Here is a 25,647-nt window from a genome sequence, read left to right on the forward strand (position 1 = left end):
TGATTGGGCTACAGCCGTATTTACCTCGTAGGCCAGGTTAACAAAGCGTAATCCGAAAAGCTTGCCAGGCCTTGCCAAGCGCTACAGCGTTTTAAGCCGCATGGCTTCGGGCGCCTGACTGTGGTTCAGCGGTCCGCTGCCGGCTCCGGTGCGCACCTTGGCGCCGGCTTGCAGCGCTGCGCGCACATAGGCGCGCGCTGCATGCACCGCCTGCAACAGCGATGCACCTAGCGCCAGCTGCGCGGCAATGGCCGACGACAACGTGCAGCCGGTGCCATGGGTGTTGGCCGTGTGAATGCGCGGCGCGCGCATCCAGTGCACTTCGCCACTTTTTGTTAGCAACAAATCGCTCACCACATCGCCCGCCAGATGCCCGCCTTTGAGCAATACCGCAGTCGCGCCCATGGCCAGCAACTCGCGCGCAGCCGCCTCCATCGCCGCTTCGTTGTCCAGGGTTCGCCCGACCAGCAAGGCGGCCTCGTCCAAATTCGGCGTGACCACGCTGGCGCGCCCAAACAACTCGCGCACCAGCATGGCAATGGCCGGGTGGTCTATCAGCACGGCGCCGCTGGTGGCCACCATCACCGGGTCGAGCACGACCTTTTCAAGCGCATGGCGATCAATTGCTTCGGCCACCGTCAACACAATATCGGGCGAATGCAGCATGCCTATCTTCACGGCATGCGCACCGATGTCTTCGAGCACCGCGTCAATCTGCGCGCGCAGCATGGCGGGCGGAACGCCGTGAATGGCGCGCACGCCCAACGTGTTTTGCGCTGTCAGGGCGGTGATAGCCGTCATGCCATAGCAGCCTAGCGCCGCGAAGGTTTTAAGGTCCGCCTGAATGCCAGCGCCGCCGCCGCTGTCGGAGCCTGCAATGGACAGCACGCGCGGGTACTCGAATTCAAAAGCTTGCTCAGTCATTTGCTGTTCTCCGTGCCGTCAACTCTTGATCACACATCGCTCTGATGCCGGCGGCGGCGGCCTGCGGATCGTCCGCCGCGCACAGCGCACTTACTACAGCCAGGCCGTCGGCCCCGGCTTGCAGCACCTGGCGCGCATTGCCCGCATGAATGCCGCCTATCGCGACCAGTGGCAAGCGGGTGGCGGCGCGCACCCGGGCCAGCCCGCCCAGGCCCCAGGCGTTCCCGATATCGGTCTTGGTCGGCGTGGCAAAGATCGGGCTCACGCCCAAATAATCCAGCGAATCCAACGGCAAAGCAACGCTCTGCAGTACCTCGTCCATGGACTCCACCGACCAGCCGATAAACACCTCGGGCGGCAACAGCCTGCGGGCCTCAGTCACCGGCAGGTCGCTCTGGCCCAAATGCACGCCTTCGGCGCCGCAAGCCAGCGCAATGTCGATACGGTCGTTGATTACCAGCGGCACGCGGTGCGGCGCCAGTAATTTTTTCAGCATTAGCGCCTGCGCCAGAAAATCACGGGTCCCCAGGTTTTTTTCGCGCAGCTGCACGCAGCTGACGCCGCCCTGCACGGCCGCAGCAACGACATCGGCCAGCGGCCGGCCTCGCACCAGCGACTGGTCCGTCACCAGGTAAAGGCGCAGGGCGTCGGGGTTCAGCCTGGTCATGTGGTCACGCGCCGCTCGCCAGTGTCACCAAGTCGCCGTTTCCAGCTTGAGCCGCTGCTCAAACGTGGCGTGATCGAGCAATTGCAATTCGTCGAGCAGGCTGACCGCCATGCTGCCCACGCCCAAGCCGCGCGCCTGCGTCTTTTCAGCTGCGACTTCACCGACCACACCCAGCAAAGCCATGGCGGCCGTGGTGGCACGCCAGGCATCGGGCTGCACCGCGCAAAATGCGCCCACCAGCGCGCTGGCCGAGCAGCCGACCCCGGTGATGCGTGTCATCCAGGCATGGCCGTTGGACAGGCGCGCCCAGCGCTTGCTGGCGTCAAGAATGTGGTCGACCGCACCGCTGACACAGACCGTGCCGCCGGTGCGCGCCAGCAGCGCCTGCGCAGCGCCCAGCGCATCGCCGGCTGCCGCACTGCTGTCAACACCGCGCGTTTGAACGGCTGCGCCCGCCATGCTCATGATCTCGGACGCATTGCCGCGAATCACCGTGGGCGGGGCGATGGCCAGCAGGTCTTCCAGCGTCTGATTGCGGTAAGGCGTGGCGCCAGCACCCACCGGGTCCAGCACCGAGGGAATGCCGCGCTGCGCGGCCGCCGCCAGCGCCAGCTTCATGCTGCCAATCCAGTAAGGATCGAGCGTGCCAATGTTAAGCACCAGCGCTTGGGCGATAGCCACCATGTCGCGCACTTCCTCATGTGCATGGGCCATCACAGGCGAGGCGCCAGCGGCCAGCAGCACGTTGGCATTGAAGTTGATGACGACCAGGTTGGTGATGCTGTGCACCAACGGCGAACGCTGACGCACGGCCAGCACATCAGACCAGAGGTCTGCGGCAGAAAGAGTGGGAACCATTTTTTCCTTGGGGCGGGAGGATTAGTCCGCGGACGTGTGTCGCGGGAAGCTATGGGGAGATGTTGCTGAAGTCGCCTTCAGCGTGATTTTATCGGTGCCTTCGAAAGTGCCCGGGCAAGCTCGGTTGAGAGTGCGCTTGAGGAAGCGACCTGTAGCCGGAAACTGCACATCCCGACTTGCAATGCAGTGGTTTCAAAGACTGCCCAAACTGCCCAACTCCGGCCGCGCCAGCCACGCCCGCCACTCCTCGGCCAACTGCTCACCGGCTGACGCAGCCGCGCGCCAGGCTTTCGCCCGGCCCTGCAAATCCGTTCCATAGCGCGGAAAGTCGCTGCGGTCGGGCAGCTTGCCGTTGGGCAGGGTCTTGACCCATTGCGGGTCGGGCGCCAGCAACACCATGCGGTCGAGGAAATGCGTCGCGCCGTGGCGCCACTTGAGGCCTTTGTCCAGCCAGCCGGGCACCACGGCCTTCTGGAAATGGGGGTACAGCACCAGTCCCGCCCTGCCCGATTTGTCCGCTTTACCCGCCTTTTCGGTATCAAATGTGCCTGTAGACCCCGCCACACCTGCGCAAGCAGCTATCAAATCAGGAGCATAGTTGAGGTGCAGGTGGTAGTCGGTGATGCCGCCGTCCCAGTAAGCGCCGGGCGGTGCGCCGGGGATGTTGTGCACGGCCTTCAGCGCAAAGGGAATCGAGCAGCTGGCCTGCAGTGCGGGCTGAAAATTGGCGTCGGTCAACGTGACCTGGCGCGTGCGGTAGTCGCTGGTAGCAAATGGCAGTGGCGCCCCCTGGCTGGAGAACACCACGCGCTCCAGCCATGCGCCCATGGCTTTGCGGTGCACGCTGTTGGTCAAAAAAGCGCCCAGGTAACCCAGCGGCGTGCGCAATTTGTGTTCGCGCCCCAGCAGGTGGCGCCCGCGTGAGGTGATTATGTGCAGCCGGTAGCGCGGGTGCTGCAGCACCTCCTGCACCCGTCCGCCGTAAAAGCTTTTCAGGCTTTCGCCAAACTGCTCGCTCACCAGCTGCGCGCTCGGCCGCTTCTGGCCCGGTACCACTTCGAAATGCTGGTGGATGTAGTCGCTTTCCAGGCGCTGAAAAGCCGCCACCGGGTCCGTCAGGCAGGCGGTCGCCATGCGCCAGGCGCCAATCGAGGCCCCCACCAAGTGCACGGTGTGTGTGCTTTGAGCCAGCCAGTCGCCAAAAATAAAGCGGTCGAGCGGGCCCAGAATCAGCCCCTTGGGTCCGCCCGCTGCGCCGGGCACCACGGCGATGTCTTGAGGCTGCAAGCCGTTTTGCGCGATGTGCTGGCGCGCTTGCGGGCCGGCGTAAATGCGAAGCGCTTTCAAGCCAAATCCCACGGGTTAAATAGCTGCGGGTACGGGGCGAAATCCGCTACATCGCGCGTCACCAGCGTCAGGCTGTAGCATTGCGCCGTGGCCAACAGCAAGCCCTGCAGTGGGGCGATGCTGTGCCCCAGCCGTCCGGCCTGCGCGGCTTGCTGCGCCCAGACACGCCAGACCGCCGCATCGACCGGCAAGGTGCGGTCGGCAAAACGCTGCGCCAGTTTGGCCAGCCACAGGGTCAGTCGCTCGGCACGCACCGGCTCAGCTGCGGCCATTTGCGCGATGCCCTTTTCAAGTTCCGCCAGACTTAGCGCGCTGATGAACAGGCAGGGCTCGGGCTGCGAATCGAGCCATTCGATAACGCCCAGATGGGGCGAGCGCTTGAGGTATTCCGCCAGCACGCAGGTGTCAAGCAAGGCGTTCATGGCGCGGGCTCCGGCGGCGCTTCAGAGGGTTCAGTGGCCCGGCTGCGTGCAAACAGCGCCTCGTCAGCCAGGTCAAGTTCGGGGCAGCTAAGCGCCTGAGACAGGCTTTGTTTCTTCACTGCGGATGCCGTAGCCGCCGCCAAAAGACGCTCATAAGCCTGCGCTGAAAGCACCACGGCTGCCGGCACGCCATGCACGGTCACCACCTGCGCAGTCCCGCCCGCCGCGGCCTTGACGAGCGCGCTGAAGCGGTTCTTGGCGTCCTGCAGTTGCCATCGGGGCAAGGCGGAATACTCCAGATTCAAAGTTGTCGATAAAGGCATAAAAAATCCTTTCTCGTATCCGTCTAGACGCGCTAGATTTTAACAACGACCTGTATTCCGCGTCCACTCAAAACGATAAGCGCTATTTATTTGATAGCTGCTTGCGCTCATGGGTAATGGGCTACAGCCCTATTTTTACCTGAAAGCGCTATTTTTTCAATCCAGCTAGCTTGCTGAAGGCTGATTCCATCGCGGTTGAAGTTGCGGGTTGAGGCGCGCCCTGCCGCCCGCCGCCATCAGCGCCATACCCAGCGCCGCTGCGGTTCTGCCCGCCTGCCCGGGCGCTTTCAAAACGGTTGTCGCGCGGGCCTGCGGCTCCGCCCTGGCGTGGCGGCGCGTCGCCCAGCTTCATGGTCAGGCCGATGCGCTTGCGCGCGACGTCGATCTCGGTCACGCGCACCTTGACGATGTCGCCGGTTTTGACCACCTCGCGCGCATCAGTGACGAACTTGTTGGCGAGCTGGCTTACATGCACCAGGCCGTCCTGGTGCACGCCGATGTCGACAAACGCGCCAAAGGCGGCCACGTTGCTGACCGTGCCTTCCAGCGTCATGCCTTCTTTCAGGTCCTTGATGTCTTCAATCCCGTCATTAAAGCGCGCCACCTTGAAGTCGGGGCGCGGGTCGCGGCCGGGTTTTTCCAGTTCGGCCAGGATGTCTTTGACCGTGATGACACCAAACTGCGCGTTGGCGAACAGCTCGGGCTTCAAGGTTTTGAGCATCTCAGCGCGGCCCATCAGCTCGGCCACCGGCTTGCCGGTGTGCGCCATGATTTTTTCAACCACGGAATAGGTTTCGGGGTGTACGCCGGTCATGTCCAGTGGGTTGCTGCTGGCGCGCAGACGCAAAAAGCCGGCGCTTTGCTCAAAGGTTTTGGCGCCCAGGCCGGTTACCTTGAGCAGGTCGGCGCGGCTGGTAAACGCCCCATTGGCATCGCGCCAGCGCACCACCGCCTTGGCCACGGTCTGGCTCAAACCCGACACGCGCGCCAGCAGCGGCACGCTGGCAGTGTTCAGGTCCACGCCGACGCTGTTAACGCAGTCTTCGACCACGGTGTCCAGGCTGCGCGCCAGGTCACTCTGATTCACGTCGTGCTGGTACTGGCCGACGCCGATCGATTTCGGGTCAATCTTGACCAGTTCGGCCAGCGGGTCTTGCAGGCGCCGCGCAATACTGGCCGCGCCGCGCAGGCTCACGTCGACATCGGGCATTTCCTGGCTGGCAAATTCGCTGGCCGAATAGACCGAGGCGCCGGCTTCGCTGACCACGACTTTTTCCAGCGGCTGAACCGAGCCCAGCGCACCTGCTGCGCCGGCCGCGCCAGCAGAATCCGTGTGTTTGGCCAGCAGCTTGATCAGGTCGCCGGCCAGCTTGTCGGTCTCGCGGCTGGCCGTGCCATTGCCAATGGCGATCAGGTTCACGCCGTGCTTTTCGCACAGCCTGCTCAGCGCGTGCAGCGAGCCGTCCCAGTCCTTGCGCGGTTCGTGCGGGAAAATGGTGGCGGTTTCAACCAGCTTGCCGGTGGCGTCGACCACCGCCACTTTCACGCCGGTGCGAATGCCCGGGTCCAGCCCCATCACCACGCGCGGGCCGGCGGGCGCGGCCAGCAGCAGGTCGCGCATGTTATCGGCAAACACCTTGATGGCAACTTTTTCGGCTTCTTCGCGCAGCCGCGTAAACAGGTCGCGCTCCAGCGAAAGGCTGAGCTTGACGCGCCAGGTCCAGCTCACGCACTTGCGCAGCAGGTCGTCGGCGGGGCGCGCGCGGTGGCTCCAGCCCAGGTGCAAGGCAATTTTTCCTTCGGCCAGAGACACCACGGGGACTGCCTTGGCGCCCGCGGTCAGAGCCACCTCGGGCGGCAGCGGCAGCACCAGTTTGGCCTCCAGAATTTCCAGGCTGCGGCCGCGAAACACCGCCAGCGCACGGTGCGAGGGCACGCGGCCAATCGGCTCGTCGTAGTCAAAGTAATCGCGAAATTTGGCGTTGTCGTTGTTGTTTTCGTCTTTGCCGGTGACGAGCTTGGACGAAAACAGGCCTTCGCTCCAGAGCCAGCCGCGCAGCGACTGCACCAGCGTCGCGTCTTCGGCCCAGCGCTCGCTCAAAATATCGCGCACGCCGTCGAGCACGGCTTGCACATTGGTGAAATCGTCGCCGCTTTCGTTCTTTTCGGCTTTGACATAGCCGGCGGCTTCGTCTGCAGGCACCAGCGCGGGGTTGGCAAACAGCGCGTCAGCCAAGGGCTCGATGCCGGCTTCGCGCGCAATCTGGCCCTTGGTGCGGCGCCGCGGTTTGTAGGGCAGGTAGAGGTCTTCCAGATCCTGCTTGGTACTGGCAAATTCAATCGCGGCGCGCAGCTCGGGCGTCAGCTTGCCTTGCTCTTCAATGCTTTTGATCACCGCTTCACGGCGCTCTTCCAGCTCGCGCAGATAGCCCAGCCGGTAGTCAAGTTCGCGCAGCTGGATGTCATCGAGCCCGCCGGTGGCTTCTTTGCGGTAACGCGCAATAAACGGCACGGTCGCGCCGCCGTCCAGCAAGTCGACAGCCGCCTTGACCTGATGCGCTTGCGCCTTGATTTCTGCGGCGATCTGGAGGATTATTTTCTGCATGTTGTGAGGGAGGGTATTGGGGGGAAGTGGGCTGGGAGGGTAAAAGAGCATGCCCGCCGGCCGGATGCAGCCCGAGGCCTGCAGATTGGGACCAGTCAGGCGCCAGGCAACCCCTGAATACTTTGGTTGCAGCCCCACAAACTGACGTCAAGGGTCGGAATTGTCCCACAGCCGCAGGCGGCCTCGGCGCTCATAATCTTCATCGAGTTAAATGCGATTCACGACCGATGTTTCAAAAATTGAGAGGGTTTCCCCATGCGCATCCGCACCATCGTTTTAGTCCTTGCCATCGTGCTGGTCGCGGCCTTTGTCGCGCTCAATGTGGACGAGTTCACGCGCGTCAGCGTGCTAAGTCTGGGCTTCACCACCATCCAGGTGTCGCTGGGCCTGGTCATGCTGGTTTTGCTGGTCGTTGTCACACTTATTTTTCTGGGCAACACGCTGTATATGCAAAGCACCAACCTGCTGGAAACCCGCCGCTACGCCCGCGAGTTGAACACCCAACGCGAGCTGGCCGACAAGGCCGAGGCGTCGCGCTTTACCGAGTTGCGCAGCTTCCTGGAAGTGCAGGTCCTGGCCGCGCAGCAGCGCGAAACTGTCATGAGCACGGCGCTTGGCGAACGCTTTGCCGTGCAGCAAAAGGCGCTGCTGGCCCGCATGGAGCAATCAGACAACTCGCTGGCCGCCTATATGGGCCACATGGAAGACCGGCTGGAGCGGCGCGCCAGCAATGCCAGCAACGGAGGCGGCAGTCCGAAGCTGGGCCGCGAACGGGACAACCTCAACGCACCGGTGGTTTGAAGGCCGCACAGGCGCACTTTTAAGAAGATTTCCGCTGAGGCGTTTAACGTTTGTCCCGGCGGCTTGCTGCAGGCCTTTTTGGCACTGCTCGGCTGGTGGCGCAACCATACAGCGTCCTCATGCTGCCATCCGCTACAAACTTGATAGCTGCCAGCGTGCTGCTGGCGGCGGTTTCAAGCAGTTTTTAACGAAAAATTAATGCAGCGCGAGTTCTGGCGCCAGCATTAAGCCGGTGGTGAAGCTCTACACCTCAAAGGGCTGCAGTTCCTGCCCGCTCGCTATCACAACTCGAAGGTGCAGGCGGGCGAAAATGCCGGTGAATTCCTCACGCACGACTTTGTAGTCGTGCTAACACACGCCAGCCGGCGACTACAAAACCAGCGGTACCAGCCCGCAGAAACTGACCCTGAGCAGCATTGCGCACAAGCCCCGCCACGGACGCTAGGTCAAACTGGTGGTGTTTGACAGCAAAACCGGCAGCACGCTGCAGGCACTGAGCCTGCAATACACGACGTCATGGCCAGAAGCCTCTTGAACGCGCGATCTTTAGTCCGTGCCCGCACAATGCACTCATGAACTTGCGTACAGGCATCACTTGAGGCTGCTTAAAAGAGCTTTCCGGGCCCTGTTGCTGGCGCCGCTTGCGCTGTTTTTACTGTTTGAGGAATGGGGCTGGGAGCCGCTGGCCGCCGGCTTTGCAGCACTGGGCAGGTTGCCGTGGTGGGGCCAGCTGGAGCGCCTGATTGCGCGCTTGCCACCTTGGGCCGCCCTGCTGGTTTTTGGTTTGCCGGTGCTGGCGCTGCTGCCCGTCAAGCTGCTGGCGCTTTACCTGTTTGGCGGGGGCCACGCGGCGCTGGGTCTGGGCTTGCTGATTGCCGCCAAAGTTTCGGGCACAGCGGTTGCCGCGCGGCTGTTTCAGCTGACGCATCCGGCGTTGATGCAACTAAAGTGGTTTGCGCGCCTATACACCCCCTGGAAAATCTGGAAGGACCGCATGCTGGCGCAGGTGCGCAGCTCCTGGCTTTGGCGCAGGGTTGGTCAGCTCAAACTGCAGGTCAAAGAGCGCGTGAAAATCTGGCGCCTGCGCCTCGCGGCGGCTTTTAAATCTGCCGGCTCTTGAAGATCTGCACGATGCTTTATATGCTATGTAATTGATAGCTGCTTGCGCCCGTATTCATTGGGCTAGGCATCGATTTATTCATTAAAACAGCCTGAAGCGCCCGACCTCTTCACTGTGGCCAAGCGGAAAAGCTGCGCGCCACCCCCGAGGCTTGCTGCTGCGCGGGAAGCCAGTCAATCAGCACTGAACTGTCGCTTTGAAACCAGGCGGTGGTCTGCGCGCGGGCTGAGGGGGCGCTGGCAACGCCTTCGGGTGGCGCAAGTTGGCGAAACCAGACCTCGTCTATCGTGCCTTGCGGCGTGGGCCGCGAAAAGATCAGCGCCAACATGCGCTGCGCCGCCAGGTGCCCTTGCTGGGCCGCTTTTTGGTAAAAAGCCACGGCCTGGGTGATGTTGACCGGTACGCCTTTGCCGCGATGGTAGGTCATGGCAAGGTCATAGTCGGCCTGACCTGCGGCGTTGCCAACACTACCAAGGCTACCAACGTTAGCGGCGCCGCCTACGTTGCCCTCCAGCGGCAACTGGATTTGATTGAGCTTGCCCAGGTTGTAGGCCGCAGCCGCGCTGCCGCGCAGGCGGGCCCGCTCCAGCAGCGCAGCGGCTTGCTGGGTCTTGCCTTCGCTGATGGCTTGCAGGGCGCGCTCATTCAAGGCGACCGGGTCGCCCAGGGCCGCCGCCTCCTGCAGCAGGCGTTGCGCCTTGGCGCGGCTGCTGGCTTGTGGATTGCTTTGAGCGGCCAGATTGGCCCAATGCCATTCCAGCAGTTTCGCTTTGGCCGGCGCGGCGCGTCTGGCGCGCTCAATCCACAACTGCACCGAGCGGGCATCGGGTACGCCGTAGCAGCCCGAGGCATGGCACAGCGCCACGCCGGCGGCCGAATACTTATCGCCTTGCGTCCAGGCTTTCATCATCATTCTTCCGGCCAGCGCCAAATCGGGCTGCCGGTCCAGCCCATGCAAATAGGCCAGGCCCTGTTGCAGCGCAGTCGATACCGGCGGCGCATTCGGACTGAGCGAGCGCAAAGGCGCTGTGGGGCCGGGCTGACCGAGCGGGCCGACAGTTTGCGGTGCGAAGCTGGGTGCTGTCTGCTCATCGGGCAGCGCTGGCGTTTTGACCACGCGCGCCTGGCAGGTACTGGCCGCCAGCCACAACAGCGCGAACGAGGCGGCAATGTGAATTCGCATGCGAGATCCCGATTTCAGCCTGCGGGCCTAATTGCTCTTGGGCTGGGCTGCTGCCGGCGCAGGCGTGGGGGCAGTCGCAGCTGGCGTTTTGAGCCGCACGGCCCAGCCTACGCTGCCGCTGCCCAGCATCCCGTCATTGGACAGGCCTTCAAAGCGCGCTTTGATGCTCTCCAGGGTCTCGCCATTCATCTGGTTCAGCGGTGGCGTGGCTAGTACCCCAGTGGTGACGTCGGCCAGCAGGTCTTTCTCATGCGACAGGCACATCACACGCTCCTGACCCGCATCGCTTGCTTCAATAAAGAAGCCCGGGTTCGGATTCATCCAGTCGGGCAGGCGAATGCTGCGGTTGGCCTGCGTCAGGCTGTTGCGATGGACGGAGTTGGGGTACAGGCGAATGACCGAGTTGGTGGCGTCCTGGTAGTAGCACCACACATGGGCGGTCTGCGGGAGTACCGCTGACATGAACAACTGCTCACCGACTTCAAAGGAAGTGCCCATACGGTTGGCAGGGCTTGGAACGTTCTCGATCTTCAGGTCAATCTGGTTGCCAGCGGACGCAGCTTTACTATCTGCCGCGCCAGCCGAGTCGGTGTCAGCAAGGGTTTTGGGACTGAGAAAGTCGTCAGTTTTTCGGCTGACCACCTGGGCCTTGTCCCAGCCTACGCGACTGAAATGACCTTGGGCATCGACCCGTACATAGTCACGCAGGGCTCGCTCATAAACTTCAAACGTGATTTGTCCGTGCGTGACCAGATCTTCATCTGCCTGAAAACGAACCAGTGATCTCTTCAGTTCTGCGTCTCCGGCCACCCCTGTAGCTTTCAGGTAACCGCGTGCCGACAAGGCATTGATCACATTGGTGCGCTTTTGCGCTTCGCTGTCGGCGTTGTACCAGTCCAGCAAACTGCGTTGAAAGTCGGGGTGCGTCTGGTCCAGCGACAGGCACTGCCAGTAAGGCACCCGTGCCCATTTGCCGATCACCTCAATCACGCCCAGTTCAACCAGCGTTCGCAGCGCCGCGCCCGTGCCTTGCGTGAAATCTCGCCCGACATTGAACTGCACACCGTAGCTGCCAATGCGACCGGCCACATCCAGACCCTGGCCGCCATTGGAAATGACTACCTCGTTGGCCGACTCGATGCCGGGAATAAGGGTGCGAGTGCGAAATTCACCCAAATGCAGCTCCAGCCCCACCAGCGTACTTGCGCGGTTCTTGCTATAGGCTAATTCCAGCCTGCTGGCAGAGGTACCCACGTCAGAGCGGTTGTTGATGATGTTCTGGTCTACAAACGAAATGGCACCCGATACGTACAGCGCAGGCCGCTGGATCTGCATCTGGTTGGCGCCCAGCAGCAGCGTGGTCAGGTTTTGTACTGTGTCCTGACGAACAATGTCAACTTCGTAGTCAACAAAGCGAAAGGCGCTGCTGGTGCGCGACATTTGTGAAAGCGCCGTGATCACCATTTCCTTGGCCGCCACCGTGACCTTGCCCGACGCATCGGGGATGTACTTGCTGGTGATCAAGGTCGTGGGCAAACGCATGTCGCGCAACAGATGGTCCATGCACGCCAGACTGGTTGAATAGCTCGAAAACGAGCGTGCCGGCTGGATCAGCGGACGATTGGTGGCAGACGCCTGCGCGGCAAAATTCGCATCCTGATCACTCGGCCGATAGGGCGTGGCGCAGCCCGCCAGGGTAAGCGCCACGGCAGCAGCGACTAAAGTGATGATGCGCATGGTGTTCTCCCTGAATACCGCTAAAAACCAAAAACTTATTTGCAGATGTTGACCAGGTCACCACGCAGAACCACGATCTGTTGCTGGCCTTTTGGACCCGCTTTAGGCGAGCCTGACGCTGCGGTATTGCTACCCACCTCTTGGACGCAGGTTTTTGACATGCCATTGCTTTGTGCGCTTTGCACCACCTGGTTGTCGGTGTTGATGCCTTGGGTATTTTCAGCGTAGGCTCGGGCGGTGAAGCGCGTGACTTTGGCGCGCAACCAGGCCGGAACCGCCTCGTTGGCGTCCAGGCCGCCCCTGACAGTGGACTGGCCTGAACCATTGCCGGGCGCTGTGGGCTTGAAACCCGAAATAGAAATCGTGTCTTCGCCGGGTGCAGCCGCAAAAGCGGGTACCACCAGCCAAAAATAAAATACAACCAGCAGAGCGGCCGACTGAAGAACCAGCCGAACGGGGTGAGAGGGATAAATCATGGTGACTGCTCCTGAATCCTGAGACTACAGACTTTGTCAAATGAAAAAATTTTTTTGGGCAAAGCGCACCCGCGATGGCGGCGCGCTTCGCTCAAAGGACCTGAGAAATTAATAACGCGATTTCGAACTTGGCTTGCAGGTATCGCAGCCATTGTTGCTGGCAATGTTTTGCACGGCTTTGGCGTTGTGGTTAACCGCCTCGTTGGTGATGTAGCTGGAGCGCGCCGCAGTGATTTGCACCGAATTGCCATTGATATCAACCAGGCCCAGGTTGCTAGAGACGTTTTGCGTGGCCACGGCGTCGCCGTTAGTGGCTTTGTTCGTCACCATGCTGTATTCCAAGGCGGTCAGTTGCAGCTGGTTGCCATTAACCGTTACATTGCCCGAGTTGGACGAAACGTTTTGTGTGGCCTTGGTATCGCTGTTCGTGGCCTTGTTGCTCACGGTGGAGCGGTCCATCAATGCGACTTGCAAAGAATTGCCGTTGATTACGACATGGGCAGGGCCGCCTTGTGGAGCCGAATGGCTGCCGCCGGCAAAAGCTGCACCAGACATAACCAGGAGGGAAGCAATAGCGAGTGATTTCATGACGATCTCCAAAAGTAATAAAAACTTACCAGATTTAAACGGACTCCACTGAAACAATAATTGTTTCTGCTTCAGAAGAGTGTGTCATCAGCACCACAAATATCTTGTTAAGGGATGCATGTCGGCTTCAGTCACAGCTGCAGTTTCCGTCCGCACGGCTACCTAAACAATCGTCAGCAATGCGTACACACAGATTGAAGATCGTCGAAAGTTCCCTTCAAAAGCAGCGCCAAGTCCTTGTTTTCATGGGCTTTAAGCAAAACTTTCAGAAACGCAAAGTATGTATCTTTATGTTTCATTTGTAATAAAAATAAAAGGCTGTCTGCGGTAACGTTTCTCACGCAACAACAAGCAACAAAACACTGAGCGCCTGTTGCACAACGTAGTACGACGTGGCTTCTCTTTGATCGCATACGTTCAAACGTGTAACAGCTTTCCGGCCACTTTATTTGGTGCTTATTTCCTGTTACTGATTTATACAAATACCTTGCTTTGCTGATCGACAAATCGCATCATGAGCCACGTTTTGTAACGCAAAAAAAGTAGTTTTAACGAGTGGGCAAGCGATCGGGCTTTCAGTATCTTGGGCTTCCGTCAATGCAGTAGGTGGGCATTCATGGCAGCTATAGCTGGGCGACAACATCGGGAGGAAAGAGTCATGAACGTACCGAAAAATAACGAAGATCCTGTGACGTTTCCATTCCAGCAATACCCGGACATTGTTAGGGACAGCTCACAGATGGGCTCTTCTTGCTGGGCCGAATTGAGCGAAGGCTCCACACAGGTCTTGGTGGTTGCCGACGGCGAAGAGAAATTGCACTTGCGAGAGTATTTGCTTAGCGACTCCCGCATCCACCTCACCGGCACGGTGCTGCGCCTGAGCGACGCCTGCCGGGCCTTGCGCAGCGCCAACTACGACGTGGTGCTGATTGCGTTGAACGCGCACCGCGGTGATCTGTGCGCGCTCTTGCACTTGATGAATCTGCACCAGCCCAAAGCGCGCGCCGTGGTGGTATTGAGCCCGGAGGGCATTGCCGAACTCAGGCAGTTGTACGACTCGAAAGTGATGGGCTACCTCTGCTATGAAGACCTGGCCAGACATCTGGTTACTTCTGTTCTCGAGGTGGCCGATGGCGGGTTCACCGCCTCACCCGGATTCTCGCGAACCATATTGAATCTGCTGGAGCCACAGAGCAGCGCCCTGCCCTCCCAACGCCCGGCTTTTCAAAATAGCTTGCCCGCTAGTGATGCAAGGAGCAAAACTTTGTCTGGTAGAGAGCTGGAAGTTTTGAAAATGGTGGCACGTGGCCATGTAAGCGTGGGCATCGCCGATGCACTGGGCATAGCAGCGGCGACTGTCAACGCACACATGTGCAGCATTTTTAAAAAATTGAACGCCAAGACCCGCGCGCAAGCCATTCACACGGGCAGCCAGCTGGGCTTGCTGGACATGGACTGAGCACCTGTCTGCGTACAGGTGTATCGCCTTTTAAAATGCGGCTGGTCTTCCGATATAGACTACCCATTTCTTTACCAGATAATTAAAAACTTTGCAGACCGGCCGTTAAACTCACCCCATGCCCCGGAATCATCTCAATTGCCGCTACCGAATCGTGACAGTGCTGCTCGCGCTGGCAAGCCTGCTGTTCATGCAACTGGCCATTGCGGGCTATTCGTGCGAAGTCAGCCTGGACCAGGTAAGCAAGGCACCTGTTGTTGCGCCCATGGCGCAGACCGATATGCCGTGCGACGGGGCCATGAATAACGATCAGTCAAGCCTGTGCCACGCCCACTGCAAGGCTGACCCACAGACCGCCGATAAATACCAGTTTCCTGCCATGCCCAGCCTGGCAAATCTGACCAGCGACTTCCCTCTCCCCATCGTCACACCCGCACCTGTAGGTGCATTGCTGCAAGCGCCGCTTCTCAGGCGCACCACGGCCCCGCCGCTAGCCGTGCGCAACTGCTGCTTTCGCATTTAAACCCTTCAGCCGCCTGATAGCTGCCTGAGCACGCGATGCGCTCTGGCAGCCTGTCGTGCCGGTCTGAAGATTTGAGGTTTTCTGCCTGTCTGCTTTTTTTGCCAGGCCAGACCGCACCCCCTTCCCTTTTTTCGTCTTTCGTCTCTCAGGAGAATTTATGCAGCATGCCTCACGCACCTGCGTCTTCGCGCTCGCCTTCGCCCTGGCCACGGGCGCGCCCAGCTTTGCGCTGGCAAACGAAGCAGAACCCGGCAGCAGCGTGGAAAGCCTTTTGGCGCTGGCCAAAGAGCGCAACCCGGAATACGCCGGCATGCGCCATGAGGCGCAGGCCGCCGGCGAGCGCGTCGCGCCGGCTGGCGCATTGCCCGATCCCAAGCTGCGCGTCGAACTCGAAGACATCACCAAAATGGGCGAGCAGAACCCGACGCTATTGCCAGGCCGGGTCGGAGGCACCCGCTACACCTTCATGCAAGACCTGCCGTGGTTCGGCAAACGCGAGCTTAAGCGCGACATTGCCTCGTTCGAAGCTGCAGGCGCCCAGGGGCGTGCGCTGGGCAGTTGGGCCGAACTGTCGGCACGCATCAAGACCGGCTACGCGCAGTTTTTTTACATCCAGCAAAACGAACGTCTGACCCGCGAAATCCTCGACTTGATGGTGCGCCTGGAAAAGATCGCGCAAGTGCGTTATGCCGGTGGCCTGGCTGCGCAGCAGGACGTGATTCGCACACAGCTGGAACAAACCAATCTAAAAAACGAGCTGATCGCTCTCGAACACGAACGGCATATAACCCAGGCTCGGCTGAATGCACTGGTGGCGCGTCCGGCCAGTGCGCCGCTGGCCCAGCCAGAGCGCCTGCGACCGCTGCCAGCGCCGGAAAGCCTGGACTACGCCGCGCTCGAAGACCGCGTGCGCAGTCGAAGTCCGCAACTGGTGGCCGAAGATGCGCGGACCAGGGCGGCGGAGAAAACCCGCGAGCTGACCTACAAGAACCGCTATCCGGATGTCACCGTGGGCATTGCGCCGCTGCAGAGCCGGAGCTCCATCAAGGAATGGATGCTGATGGTGGAACTGAACATTCCTCTGCAACAGTCATCCAAACGATCGCAAGAGCGTGAGGCCGAGGCCATGCTCGCGGCCGCCCGTTCACGCAGGGATGCCACGACCAACCAGGTGCTGGCCGACCTTTCAGAAGCTGTTTTCGGCCTCGATACCGCGCGCCGTACAGAAACGGCAATTGCCAATAGCCTGCTGCCGCAAGCCGAACTGAGCTACCAGTCGGCGCTGGCAAGCTATCAAAACGGCAAGCTGGATTTCGCGACTTTGCTGGATTCCCAGCGACAGATCCGCCAGGCCAAACAAAGCCAGATCAAGTTGCAGGCTCAAGGCCAGGCGCGGCTTGCAGACATCGAACGACTTTTGGGAGAAGAGCTATGAAACAAGGCGCAAATATCGCCATCGGAACGCTGGTGGTGGCCGCACTGGCTGCCGCTGGGGGTTATTGGGTGGGCAACCGCCGCAGCGACGGCCCAGCCGCAGCGACCAGCGCAGCGGCGGCGGGCAGCGCGGCCATGGAAAAGAAAGAGCGCAAGCTGCTCTTCTACCGCAACCCCATGGGGCTGCCAGACACCTCTCCTGTGCCCAAGAAAGACCCGATGGGCATGGACTACGTCGCGGTTTATGAAGGCGAGGCAGAAACTGAAACCAACGCGGCAGCCGGAGCAAACCAGATCAGGATCAGCACAGAGAAAATCCAGAAACTGGGCGTCAAGACCGAAGCGGCCAGTTTGAAGTCGCTTGACAAGGTGGTTCGCGCTTCCGGGCGCATCGAGGCGGACGAGCGGCGCGTCTATGCCATTTCGCCCAAATTCGAAGGTTACGTGGAACGCCTGCATGTCAGCGCGACCGGTCAGGCTGTCGGCAAGGGGCAGGCGCTGTTTGAGGTCTACAGCCCCGAATTGGTGTCGGCGCAGCGCGAATACGCGCTCGCGGCGCAAGGCGTGCAAGCCCTGAAGGACGCCGGCAGCGATGTGCAGACCAGCATGAAGCAGCTGGCCGACGCCAGCTTGCTGCGCCTTAAAAATTGGGACATTTCAGACGAACAGATCAGGGCCTTGTCCCGGGCGGGCGAAACGAAACGCACCCTGACCTTCCGCTCTCCGGTGAGCGGCATCGTGACAGAGAAGAAAGCGCTGCAGGGGATGCGCTTCATGCCCGGCGAAGCGCTGTACCAGATCACCGACTTGTCATCGGTCTGGGTGTTGGCCGATGTATTTGAGCAGGATATCGGCCTTGCCAAATCGGGGGCCAAAGCCAAGGTGATGATCGCCGCCTATCCGGACAAGCCGTTCGACGGCAAGATCAGCTACGTGTACCCAACGCTGAAGGCGGAAACGCGCAGCGTGCAGGTGCGCATTGAACTGGCCAATCCGGGCCAGCTGCTCAAGCCGGGCATGTTCGCGCAAGTCGAGCTGGCCGTGGCCGCCAGGAACAAGGTCGTGACGGTTCCGGTTTCCGCCGTCATCGACAGCGGCACCCGCCGCATCGTGCTGGTGCAAGCCAGCGAGGGCCGCTTTGAGCCGCGCGAAGTCAAACTGGGCGCGCGCAGCGACAATTATGCGGAAGTGCTGGAAGGGGTACAGGACGGCGAGCAAGTGGTGGTGTCCGCCAACTTCCTGATTGACGCCGAAAGCAATCTGAAAGCAGCCATCGGCGGCTTTGGCGGCAGCGCCGACAGGCCAGCACAGCCTGCAACAGCAGGCTCTGCACCCCAAAGCGGCGCTGCAGCCGCAGGCCACCAGGCCGTTGGCACGGTGACCAGCGTGGATGCGAAGACCGGCCAGGTCAGTATCAGCCATGGTGCGGTGGCGACCCTTAAGTGGCCGGCCATGACGATGGCGTTCAAGGCCGCGAACGACGCTTTGCTCAAAGACCTCAAACCCGGTTCCGTGGTGGCCTTTGAGTTTGTCGAGCGCCAGCCCGGCGAATGGGTCATCACCGGCGTCAAACCGGCTGCGGGTGGCAAGGGCAACGCGCCTACGCCCGCTGCAGCGGCTGGTCCGGCTGCAATTGCTGCCCCTGTTACCCCTGCTGCGCCTGCGGCTAGCCCTCCTGCTGCGGCCAATCCGCACGTCGGCTACTGACGGCACCGACAGCACTGAAAGAAATAGCCCATGCTCAACAAGATTATTGATTGGTCGGCCAGAAACATTTTCATGGTTCTGCTGGCAACGCTGTTCATTGTGGTGGGCGGCGTTTACGCGGTCATGAAAACGCCAATTGACGCGCTGCCCGACCTGTCGGACGTACAGGTCATCGTCTATACCGAGTACCCGGGCCAGGCGCCGCAGGTGGTCGAAGACCAGGTCACCTATCCGCTGACCACCGCCATGCTGTCGGTGCCCAAGTCGCGCGTGGTGCGCGGCTTTTCGTACTTCGGCGCCTCCTTCGTTTACATCATTTTTGAAGACGGCACTGACATTTACTGGGCACGCTCGCGCGTGCTGGAGTACCTCAATTTCGCCTCCAGCCGCATGCCCAAAGGCGTGACGCCTTCGCTTGGGCCGGATGCCACCGGCGTCGGCTGGGTTTACCAATACGTTGTGCTGGCAAAAAACAAATCGCTGGCTGAACTGCGCACGCTGCAAGACTGGTTTGTGCGCTACCAGCTGACCAAGGCCCAGGGCGTGTCCGAGGTGGCGTCGATTGGCGGCTTCGTGCAGACCTACCAGGTCACGGTCGATCCGGTGAAACTGCGCGCCTATGGCATTCCGCTCAGCAAAGTGACGCAAGTCATCCGTGATTCCAACCGCGACGTCGGCGGCCGGGTGGTTGAAATGGCCGAAACCGAATACATGGTGCGCGGCAAGGGTTACCTGCGCGGCAAGGGCGATCTGGAAACGCTGGTCGTGAAAAGTGACAAGGGCACGCCGGTGCTGGTGCGCGATATAGCCAGGGTCGAACTGGCGCCCGACGAGCGGCGCGGGCTGACCGAACTCAATGGCGAAGGCGAAGTGGTGTCGGGCATCGCAATGGCGCGCTTTGGCCAGAACGCGCTGGAAGTGATTTCCAACCTGAAGGCGAAGATTGCCGAAATCGGCCCGGGCTTGCCTGAAGGCGTGTCGATTGAAGCGGTGTACGACCGCTCCGACCTGATCGAGCGGGCAATCGACACGCTCAAGCGCACGCTGCTAGAAGAAAGCATCATCGTGGCGCTGGTCTGCTTTGTGTTTTTGCTGCACGTACGCAGCGCGCTGGTCGCCATTGTCATGTTGCCGGTCGGCGTGCTGATTGCCTTCATCGCCATGCGACTGCTGGGCATGAACTCAAACCTGATGAGCCTGGGCGGCATCGCGATTGCCATAGGCGCAATGGTCGATGCGGCCATCGTGATGATCGAGAACGCGCACAAGCACATTGAACGCCTGAAGGAAGGCCATTCGAAACAGCAGCGCGCCGAGGCGATGATTGCCGCCTGCAAAGAGGTGGGGCCTGCGCTGTTCTTCTCGCTGCTTATCATTACCGTTTCATTCCTTCCGGTGTTCACGCTGGAATCGCAGGAAGGCCGGATGTTCTCGCCGCTCGCCTTCACCAAGACCTTCTCCATGGCCGGCGCGGCGCTGCTCTCGGTCACGCTGGTGCCGGTGCTAATGATGCTGTTCATACGCGGAAAAATCATGCCGGAAGCTAAAAATCCGGTGAACCGCTTTCTGATCTGGGTCTATCGGCCCGTCATCAAGGGCGTGATGCACTGGAAAAAGCTGACCATCGCGCTAGCGCTGCTGGTGATGGTGGTTTCGCTCTATCCGGCCTCCAAACTTGGCAGCGAATTCATGCCGACCCTCAATGAAGGCACGCTGTTGTTTATGCCGTCAAGCCTGCCCGGCATGTCCATCACCAAGGCGGCCGAACTGATGCAGACGCAGAACAAGATCATCAAGAGCTTCCCGGAAGTGGTATCGGTCTGGGGCAAGGCGGGCCGCGCCAACACCGCAACCGACCCGGCGCCCACGGAAATGTTCGAGACCGTCATCAACCTCAAGCCCGAGTCCGAGTGGCGCGCGGGCATGACCACCGACAAGCTCGTCGCCGAGATGGACAAGGCGCTGCAGTTCCCAGGCGTCTCCAATGCCTGGACCATGCCAATCAAGGCGCGCCTGGACATGCTGGCCACTGGCATCCGCACGCCTATTGGCATCAAGGTTTTCGGCAAGGACCTGGGCGAGATGGAAAAACTCGCCAAGCAGATCGAGGCCGTCGTCAAGCAGGTGCCAGGCACCACCTCGGCCTTTGCCGAACGCATTACCGGCGGCTTTTACATCAACATCGAGCCCGATCGCGAGCAGCTGGCGCGCTACGGAATGGCCGTCGGCGACCTGCAGGACGTCATCGGCACCGCACTGGGCGGCGAGATGGTGACCACCACCGTCGAGGGGCGCGAGCGCTTCGGTGTCAATGTACGCTACCCGCGCGAGTTGCGCGGGGACCCGCAGCAGATCGCCCGCGAGGTGCTGGTGACGACGATGGACGGTGCCATGATCCCGCTCGGCCAGGTTGCCCGGGTGGAAGTGGCCAAAGGCACGCCGGGCATACGCACCGAAAACGCCCTGCTCTCGGCCTACATCTACGTCGACATCCGCGACCGTGACATCGGCGGCTACGTGGCCGACGCGCGCAAGGCGGTCAATGAGCAAGTGAAATTTCCGCCGGGTTACTACGCCACCTGGAGCGGCCAGTTCGAGTACATGGAGCGCGCCGCCGAAAGAATGAAGGTCGTCATCCCCGTGACGCTGCTCATCATCTTTCTGCTGCTCTACCTGAACTTCAGGCGAATGACCGAGACGCTGATCGTCATGCTGTCAGTGCCTTTCGCGCTGGTCGGCGGCGTCTGGCTGATGTGGCTGCTCGGCTACAACCAGTCGGTGGCGGTCGCTGTCGGCTTCATTGCGCTGGCCGGCGTGGCGGCGGAAACCGGCGTCGTGATGCTAATTTATCTTGACCATGCCTGGGAGGCGCAGAAAGCCGCATGCAGGGTGTCGGGCAAAACGCCGAATGCGGGCGATTTGTATGAAGCGGTGATGGAAGGCGCCGTCGAGCGCGTGCGGCCCAAGATGATGACGGTGGTGGCCATCATGGCCGGCCTGCTGCCCATCTTGTGGGGCACCGGCACCGGCTCTGAAGTGATGAGCCGCATTGCCGCGCCCATGGTGGGCGGGATGATTTCCTCGACCGTTCTGACGCTGGCGGTGATTCCTGCGTTGTATGCGCTGGTCAAGCAATGGCAGCTGAAAAAGGAGTTGAAAAGTCAAGGCGAACTCTTGACGTCCCCGGTTGGTTCCACCTCCTGAATGGCCGCAATGATTGACCCGAGAAAACCCACTTTGCTGCGCGCGGCACCGCGTCTGCTACAAATCCTGCGCGTGCTGGCACGCCATAAATTTTTGGGAGCGCTGTTGGGCCGAACCCATTGGCCGGCGCCGCAAGAGGTACGTGAAACGCTGGAGGAACTCGGGCTGATCTTTCTCAAATTCGGCCAGGTGCTTGCGATGCGCGGCGACCTGCTGCCGCAAGCCTACGTCGATGAGCTGGCACTGCTGCATGACCAGTTGCCGGCGATGGACTTTGAGGTAGTGCGCGCAACCGTCGAAGCCGAACTCGGCAGGCCGCTGTCGCAAGTGTTCGCATCGTTCAACGAAGTGCCGCTGGGTGCCGCCACCATCGCCCAGGTGCATGAGGCCAGCCTGCACGACGGGCGTCATGTGGCGGTGAAGGTGCAGCGCCCCGGCCTGCAAGCGCTGATTGCCACCGATATGGCGGCGCTGAATTACCTGGTGGCGCTGGGCGAAAGTGTCTTTCCGAGCCTGCGCGCACTCGACCTTCCAGTGGTGGTGCGTGAATTTGCCACCAGCTTGAGGCGGGAAACCGATTTCAATCGCGAAGCGCGTTCCGTGGTGCTTTTTCGCACCGCGATGGCCGATTTTCCCGACCTCTGGATTCCGGATGTCGTGGCCGAGTGTTCAAGCGCGGCCGTGCTCACGCTGGAGTTTTCTGCCGGCGAGCGGGTGGATTTCTACGCCAGGCAGCATCCGCAAGCGATGCCGCAGGCAATGAACACCCTGGTCAGGCTGATGCTGCAAACAATTTTCGAAGAAGGCCTGTTTCACGCGGATCCGCATCCCGGCAATGTTTTCGTTCTGCCCGACGGGCGGCTGTCCCTGCTCGATTTTGGCAACACTGGCGAGCTCGACGAGGCGATGCGCGAATCACTGACACTGCTGCTCGAATCGGTTGTCAACGGCGATGCGCGGGCCGCCACCGAGGCCTATCTTGAAATGGCGCCGGCGGGCGAAGACATCAACCGTGGTGCGCTACTGGTGGACATCAAGACCGTGCTCTATGAAATTCGCCGGACCAATCTGGACAATGTTTCTGTCGGCAATGCCCTGGAAGCACTGCTGCGAGCAGGCAGCCGCAACGGGGTCCACAACCCCGGCGAGTTCGTGCTGCTAACCCGTGCGTTCGTCATCCTTGAGTCGATGATTCGCCAGCTTGCACCCGACCACAACTACATGGACTCGTTTCGCGAACAGATTGCACGCCTGCGGGCGCTGCACTTTGCGCCGGAGCGCGTCAAAGAGAAAACCGGCAAGCTGGTGCGAGACATAGAGCGCCTGGTCATGGATGCGCCCGGCGACACACGACGCGTCCTGCGACGCATTGCCGAAGGCGATCTGGGCAGCCTGCCTGGCCTGGAAGCGCTGGGCGGGCGCTTCAGCCGAAATCTTGAGCGGCTGGCGCGCGCCATCGCTTTCGCGGCGCTTGTAATCAGCGGTTCCCTGCTGCTGCTGACGCCGATGAGCGGCTGGCATCACACGCTGGGCGAAGTCATGATAGTCGGCGGTATTGTCGGCATGGTTCTTTCCGGTATTGGCGCCATGCGCCGCGAAAAACGCCAACGCTGACGCTCGCTATAAAAGGCGTCGATCCACTTTTCAATCATTGAAGGAAACCAGCATGCACAACACTGACAAAACCGGCGACGGCGGCCACAGCCATGATCCCCTTGCCACCACGCCAGAGGCGAAGCCGGTCGACTCCGGCATCGATGCCGCATTGGGTGGCGCGGCTGTTGGCGCTGCCACCGGCACCATTGCCGCGGGGCCCGTCGGCACCGTGATTGGGGCGACGGTCGGCGCGATCATCGGCGGACTGGCAGGCAAGAGCGACGCCAAGTCCATAGATCCGTCGCGTGAAGAAGCCTATTGGCGCGAAAACTTTATCGGCCGGCCCTACGTGGATGCAGGCGCCAGCTACGACGACTATGGACCTGCCTATGGCTATGGCGTTGAGGCCTGTGTGCGCAACCCCGGCCGCAGCTTTGGCGAGCTTGAGGTTGAGCTCTCGTCCGGCTGGGCCGCCGCGCGCGGCAAATCGACTCTGGCTTGGTACCGCGCGCAGCCCGCTGCGCGCGACGCCTGGCAGCGCGTCAGCGATTCGGTCTAACGGCAAGCCCCCGCGCGATTCGTAGCGCAACGTTAGCCAGCCCCCGAAACGGCATGCGGTGCCAGAGCAGACAGGCAGGCGGCAAGGGCAAGCGGCCAGCCACAACGCCGGCGTTTCGCTTTCCTTCATACTTGACCTTTGACTACTCACCGATTGCCACCGCTCATGACCAAAACCTCGACCGACAAGAAAAAAATCAAGTTCCTGCTGCTGGAGGGGATTCACCCATCGGCCCTGCAGGTGCTAAAGGCTGCAGGCTATACGCAGATCGAAAGTCTGCCGGGTGCCCTGCCCGACGATGAGCTCAAGGCCAAAATCGCAGACGCGCATTTTGTCGGCATCCGCTCGCGCACCCAGCTCACGGCCGACGTGTTTGCCCATGCGGCCAAGCTGGCGGCGGTCGGCTGCTTTTGCATAGGCACCAATCAGGTGGATTTAAATGCGGCGCGCGAACGCGGCATTGCGGTGTTCAACGCGCCGTTTTCCAACACCCGTTCGGTGGCCGAGCTGGTGCTGGCCGAGGCGATTTTGCTGCTACGCGGCGTGCCCGAGAAAAGCGCCGTGGCGCACCGCGGCGGCTGGCTTAAGTCGGCCGACAACGCTTTCGAGATTCGCGGCAAGACCCTGGGCATCGTCGGCTATGGCTCCATCGGCACGCAGTTATCGGTACTGGCCGAAGCGCTGGGCATGCAGGTGGTGTTTTTCGACGTGGTCACCAAGCTGCCGCTGGGCAATGCCAGACAGGTCGCCAAACTGAACGATTTGCTGGCGCAGTCCGATGTGGTTACCTTGCATGTGCCGGAGACCCAGGCCACGCAATGGATGATAGGCACCGCCGAGATTGCCGCGATGAAGCCGGGCAGCGTGCTGATCAACGCGTCGCGCGGCACCGTCGTCAAGATTGAGCCGCTGGCCGAAGCGCTGCGCCAGAAGAAGTTGCTGGGCGCGGCGATTGATGTTTTCCCGGTGGAACCGCGCAGCAACAAGGATGTCTTCGAGTCGCCGTTGCGCGGCCTGGACAACGTGATCTTGACGCCGCACGTCGGTGGCTCAACGATGGAAGCACAGGAAAACATCGGTGTTGAAGTGGCTGAAAAGCTGGTGAAGTACAGCGACAACGGCACCTCTACCTCGTCGGTCAACTTCCCCGAGGTGGCGTTGCCGGCGCACCCCGGCAAACACCGGCTGCTGCACATTCACCGCAACGTGCCGGGCGTGCTGTCGGAAATCAACCAGGTGTTTGCGAGCAACCACATCAACATCGCCTCGCAGTACCTACAGACCAACGAAGCCATAGGGTACGTGGTGATAGACATTGATGCGGCGCACTCCGACATGGCGCTGGCCAAGCTCGCGCAAGTGCCGGGAACCATCCGCAGCCGCGTGCTTTTTTAAACGTAGTCGGCGCTGGCGGGAGCTGTTGCCGAAACCGCATCCGCTATTAAAATAATAGCTGCTTGCGCCCGTTTCTATTGGGCTACAGGCACTTTTACCTCTAAAAACTTACTGCGCCGGGGGTTGCAGGCCGAGGAATGCCGCAAGCTCGGCGGTGGGCAAGCCGCCTTCGCGCGACACCAGCGCGCCGCTCTGGGCGTGCGTGGCCACGATGCTGGGGATGGAGGTGAAGCCAAAACGGGTCATCAGTTCGGTGTTCTTGGCAACGACGGCCTTTTGCGCGTCGATGTCGCTGCCGGCGCTAATGCCGCCACGCTTGCCCAGCATGGAGGCTTCGTGCTCGTCCATCAACGCGACCGGGTCCTTGGCGGCCAGCAAGGTGGCGCCCTGGGCCGTGCTGGACGGGTTGATGATGCCCACGGGAATCCAGACAAATTTCGCCTGCGACTTCAATGGCTTGGCGGCCTGCCACAGCACCGCGCAATGCGGACACTGGGGGTCAAAGAACACATAAACGGTGCGCGCGCTCATGGGTGTGCCAACTGTGAAGCCTTTGGCCTCTGCAGCGATCGCGGCGATGGAAACCGGTGTGGGCGCGGCTTTTACCGATGCCGTGCCCGGCGCATCGTTGCAGCCAGCCAGTGCCAGACTGGCCGCGATAAGGGCGGCCGGAAATAAGTTGCGCAGAAGTCTGAATGTCATGGCTAGCCAGCAAAAAA

22 protein-coding genes are annotated in these 25,647 nt (G+C 61.0%); 10 read left to right on the forward strand and 12 right to left on the reverse strand.

Features of this window, described 5'->3' with window-relative positions; genetic code table 11:
• Positions 1-81: 81 nt before the first annotated feature.
• From thiD to HHJ18_RS00930, 7 genes are all read right to left on the reverse strand, one after another.
• Positions 82-924 (reverse strand): bifunctional hydroxymethylpyrimidine kinase/phosphomethylpyrimidine kinase, encoded by an 843-nt coding sequence (gene thiD, locus HHJ18_RS00900; RefSeq protein ID WP_296910602.1) that lies wholly within the window; start codon positions 922-924, stop codon positions 82-84.
• Positions 917-1,591, reverse strand: a complete 675-nt coding sequence (thiE, locus tag HHJ18_RS00905) for a thiamine phosphate synthase (RefSeq protein ID WP_296910604.1) — start codon at positions 1,589-1,591, stop codon at positions 917-919. Before thiE ends, thiD begins: the two co-directional genes overlap by 8 nt.
• Positions 1,592-1,615: 24 nt before the next feature.
• The gene (gene thiM / locus HHJ18_RS00910; RefSeq protein ID WP_296910606.1) at positions 1,616-2,449 is read right to left on the reverse strand and encodes a hydroxyethylthiazole kinase; all 834 of its coding nucleotides are present in this window, start codon (positions 2,447-2,449) and stop codon (positions 1,616-1,618) included.
• 192 nt (positions 2,450-2,641) lie between these two features.
• Complete coding sequence (locus tag HHJ18_RS00915; protein WP_296910608.1) at positions 2,642-3,796, reverse strand: patatin-like phospholipase family protein; 1,155 nt, start codon at positions 3,794-3,796, stop codon at positions 2,642-2,644.
• Positions 3,793-4,218 (reverse strand): type II toxin-antitoxin system VapC family toxin, encoded by a 426-nt coding sequence (locus HHJ18_RS00920; RefSeq protein WP_296910610.1) that lies wholly within the window; start codon positions 4,216-4,218, stop codon positions 3,793-3,795. Before HHJ18_RS00920 ends, HHJ18_RS00915 begins: the two co-directional genes overlap by 4 nt.
• Positions 4,215-4,541, reverse strand: a complete 327-nt coding sequence (locus HHJ18_RS00925) for a type II toxin-antitoxin system Phd/YefM family antitoxin (protein ID WP_296910612.1) — start codon at positions 4,539-4,541, stop codon at positions 4,215-4,217. Before HHJ18_RS00925 ends, HHJ18_RS00920 begins: the two co-directional genes overlap by 4 nt.
• A gap of 148 nt (positions 4,542-4,689) precedes the next feature.
• Positions 4,690-7,146: a Tex family protein gene (locus HHJ18_RS00930; RefSeq protein ID WP_296910614.1), complete on the reverse strand. Its 2,457-nt coding sequence runs from the start codon at positions 7,144-7,146 to the stop codon at positions 4,690-4,692.
• 255 nt (positions 7,147-7,401) lie between these two features.
• On the opposite strand from HHJ18_RS00930, the gene HHJ18_RS00935 reads away from it, so the two are divergent.
• Positions 7,402-7,947, forward strand: coding sequence for a hypothetical protein (locus tag HHJ18_RS00935; RefSeq protein ID WP_296910616.1), 546 nt, complete (start codon positions 7,402-7,404; stop codon positions 7,945-7,947).
• A gap of 595 nt (positions 7,948-8,542) precedes the next feature.
• Positions 8,543-9,067 (forward strand): hypothetical protein, encoded by a 525-nt coding sequence (locus HHJ18_RS00940; RefSeq protein ID WP_296910618.1) that lies wholly within the window; start codon positions 8,543-8,545, stop codon positions 9,065-9,067.
• Positions 9,068-9,176: 109 nt separating this feature from the next.
• On the opposite strand, the gene HHJ18_RS00945 is transcribed toward HHJ18_RS00940, so the two are convergent.
• The 4 genes from HHJ18_RS00945 to HHJ18_RS00960 form a co-directional block, all read right to left on the reverse strand.
• Positions 9,177-10,250: a hypothetical protein gene (locus HHJ18_RS00945; RefSeq protein WP_296910620.1), complete on the reverse strand. Its 1,074-nt coding sequence runs from the start codon at positions 10,248-10,250 to the stop codon at positions 9,177-9,179.
• 27 nt (positions 10,251-10,277) lie between these two features.
• Positions 10,278-11,987: a DUF4384 domain-containing protein gene (locus HHJ18_RS00950; protein WP_296910622.1), complete on the reverse strand. Its 1,710-nt coding sequence runs from the start codon at positions 11,985-11,987 to the stop codon at positions 10,278-10,280.
• 35 nt (positions 11,988-12,022) lie between these two features.
• The gene (locus HHJ18_RS00955) at positions 12,023-12,463 is read right to left on the reverse strand and encodes a hypothetical protein (protein ID WP_296910623.1); all 441 of its coding nucleotides are present in this window, start codon (positions 12,461-12,463) and stop codon (positions 12,023-12,025) included.
• 108 nt (positions 12,464-12,571) lie between these two features.
• Entirely contained in the window at positions 12,572-13,051 is a 480-nt protein-coding gene (locus tag HHJ18_RS00960; RefSeq protein WP_296910625.1) for a hypothetical protein, read from the reverse strand.
• 658 nt (positions 13,052-13,709) lie between these two features.
• On the opposite strand from HHJ18_RS00960, the gene HHJ18_RS00965 reads away from it, so the two are divergent.
• The 8 genes from HHJ18_RS00965 (at position 13,710) to serA (ending at position 24,928) form a co-directional block, all read left to right on the forward strand.
• Positions 13,710-14,510, forward strand: a complete 801-nt coding sequence (locus tag HHJ18_RS00965; RefSeq protein WP_296910627.1) for a response regulator transcription factor — start codon at positions 13,710-13,712, stop codon at positions 14,508-14,510.
• A gap of 118 nt (positions 14,511-14,628) precedes the next feature.
• Entirely contained in the window at positions 14,629-15,033 is a 405-nt protein-coding gene (locus HHJ18_RS00970; protein WP_296910629.1) for a hypothetical protein, read from the forward strand.
• A 157-nt stretch (positions 15,034-15,190) separates the two neighbouring features.
• On the forward strand, positions 15,191-16,468 hold the full coding sequence (locus tag HHJ18_RS00975) for a TolC family protein (RefSeq protein WP_296910631.1): 1,278 nt from the start codon (positions 15,191-15,193) through the stop codon (positions 16,466-16,468).
• Positions 16,465-18,174: an efflux RND transporter periplasmic adaptor subunit gene (locus HHJ18_RS00980; protein ID WP_296910633.1), complete on the forward strand. Its 1,710-nt coding sequence runs from the start codon at positions 16,465-16,467 to the stop codon at positions 18,172-18,174. The genes HHJ18_RS00975 and HHJ18_RS00980 overlap by 4 nt, the downstream gene beginning before the upstream one ends.
• A gap of 30 nt (positions 18,175-18,204) precedes the next feature.
• The gene (locus HHJ18_RS00985; RefSeq protein WP_296910634.1) at positions 18,205-21,378 is read left to right on the forward strand and encodes an efflux RND transporter permease subunit; all 3,174 of its coding nucleotides are present in this window, start codon (positions 18,205-18,207) and stop codon (positions 21,376-21,378) included.
• A 9-nt stretch (positions 21,379-21,387) separates the two neighbouring features.
• Positions 21,388-22,992: an AarF/UbiB family protein gene (locus tag HHJ18_RS00990; RefSeq protein WP_296910636.1), complete on the forward strand. Its 1,605-nt coding sequence runs from the start codon at positions 21,388-21,390 to the stop codon at positions 22,990-22,992.
• Positions 22,993-23,044: 52 nt separating this feature from the next.
• Positions 23,045-23,533: a glycine zipper domain-containing protein gene (locus HHJ18_RS00995; protein ID WP_296910638.1), complete on the forward strand. Its 489-nt coding sequence runs from the start codon at positions 23,045-23,047 to the stop codon at positions 23,531-23,533.
• A gap of 165 nt (positions 23,534-23,698) precedes the next feature.
• Complete coding sequence (gene serA / locus HHJ18_RS01000) at positions 23,699-24,928, forward strand: phosphoglycerate dehydrogenase (protein ID WP_296910640.1); 1,230 nt, start codon at positions 23,699-23,701, stop codon at positions 24,926-24,928.
• A gap of 108 nt (positions 24,929-25,036) precedes the next feature.
• Here serA and HHJ18_RS01005 read toward each other — a convergent pair whose 3' ends face one another.
• Complete coding sequence (locus tag HHJ18_RS01005; RefSeq protein ID WP_296910642.1) at positions 25,037-25,630, reverse strand: DsbC family protein; 594 nt, start codon at positions 25,628-25,630, stop codon at positions 25,037-25,039.
• Positions 25,631-25,647 lie beyond the last annotated feature (17 nt).

It is taken from the genome of Polaromonas sp., from assembly GCF_012927455.1.
In the GTDB taxonomy this organism is placed as follows: Bacteria; Pseudomonadota; Gammaproteobacteria; order Burkholderiales; family Burkholderiaceae_C; genus Polaromonas.

Coding starts and splice junctions, on each gene's coding strand:
- thiD (WP_296910602.1), bottom strand. CDS start 924: ATGACTGAGCAAGCTTTTGAATTCGAGTACCCGCGCGTGCTGTCCATT.
- thiE (WP_296910604.1), bottom strand. CDS start 1,591: ATGACCAGGCTGAACCCCGACGCCCTGCGCCTTTACCTGGTGACGGAC.
- thiM (WP_296910606.1), bottom strand. CDS start 2,449: ATGGTTCCCACTCTTTCTGCCGCAGACCTCTGGTCTGATGTGCTGGCC.
- HHJ18_RS00920 (WP_296910610.1), bottom strand. CDS start 4,218: ATGAACGCCTTGCTTGACACCTGCGTGCTGGCGGAATACCTCAAGCGC.
- HHJ18_RS00925 (WP_296910612.1), bottom strand. CDS start 4,541: ATGCCTTTATCGACAACTTTGAATCTGGAGTATTCCGCCTTGCCCCGA.
- HHJ18_RS00930 (WP_296910614.1), bottom strand. CDS start 7,146: ATGCAGAAAATAATCCTCCAGATCGCCGCAGAAATCAAGGCGCAAGCG.
- HHJ18_RS00935 (WP_296910616.1), top strand. CDS start 7,402: ATGCGCATCCGCACCATCGTTTTAGTCCTTGCCATCGTGCTGGTCGCG.
- HHJ18_RS00945 (WP_296910620.1), bottom strand. CDS start 10,250: ATGCGAATTCACATTGCCGCCTCGTTCGCGCTGTTGTGGCTGGCGGCC.
- HHJ18_RS00950 (WP_296910622.1), bottom strand. CDS start 11,987: ATGCGCATCATCACTTTAGTCGCTGCTGCCGTGGCGCTTACCCTGGCG.
- HHJ18_RS00955 (WP_296910623.1), bottom strand. CDS start 12,463: ATGATTTATCCCTCTCACCCCGTTCGGCTGGTTCTTCAGTCGGCCGCT.
- HHJ18_RS00960 (WP_296910625.1), bottom strand. CDS start 13,051: ATGAAATCACTCGCTATTGCTTCCCTCCTGGTTATGTCTGGTGCAGCT.
- HHJ18_RS00965 (WP_296910627.1), top strand. CDS start 13,710: ATGAACGTACCGAAAAATAACGAAGATCCTGTGACGTTTCCATTCCAG.
- HHJ18_RS00970 (WP_296910629.1), top strand. CDS start 14,629: ATGCCCCGGAATCATCTCAATTGCCGCTACCGAATCGTGACAGTGCTG.
- HHJ18_RS00975 (WP_296910631.1), top strand. CDS start 15,191: ATGCAGCATGCCTCACGCACCTGCGTCTTCGCGCTCGCCTTCGCCCTG.
- HHJ18_RS00980 (WP_296910633.1), top strand. CDS start 16,465: ATGAAACAAGGCGCAAATATCGCCATCGGAACGCTGGTGGTGGCCGCA.
- HHJ18_RS00985 (WP_296910634.1), top strand. CDS start 18,205: ATGCTCAACAAGATTATTGATTGGTCGGCCAGAAACATTTTCATGGTT.
- HHJ18_RS00990 (WP_296910636.1), top strand. CDS start 21,388: ATGATTGACCCGAGAAAACCCACTTTGCTGCGCGCGGCACCGCGTCTG.
- HHJ18_RS00995 (WP_296910638.1), top strand. CDS start 23,045: ATGCACAACACTGACAAAACCGGCGACGGCGGCCACAGCCATGATCCC.
- serA (WP_296910640.1), top strand. CDS start 23,699: ATGACCAAAACCTCGACCGACAAGAAAAAAATCAAGTTCCTGCTGCTG.
- HHJ18_RS01005 (WP_296910642.1), bottom strand. CDS start 25,630: ATGACATTCAGACTTCTGCGCAACTTATTTCCGGCCGCCCTTATCGCG.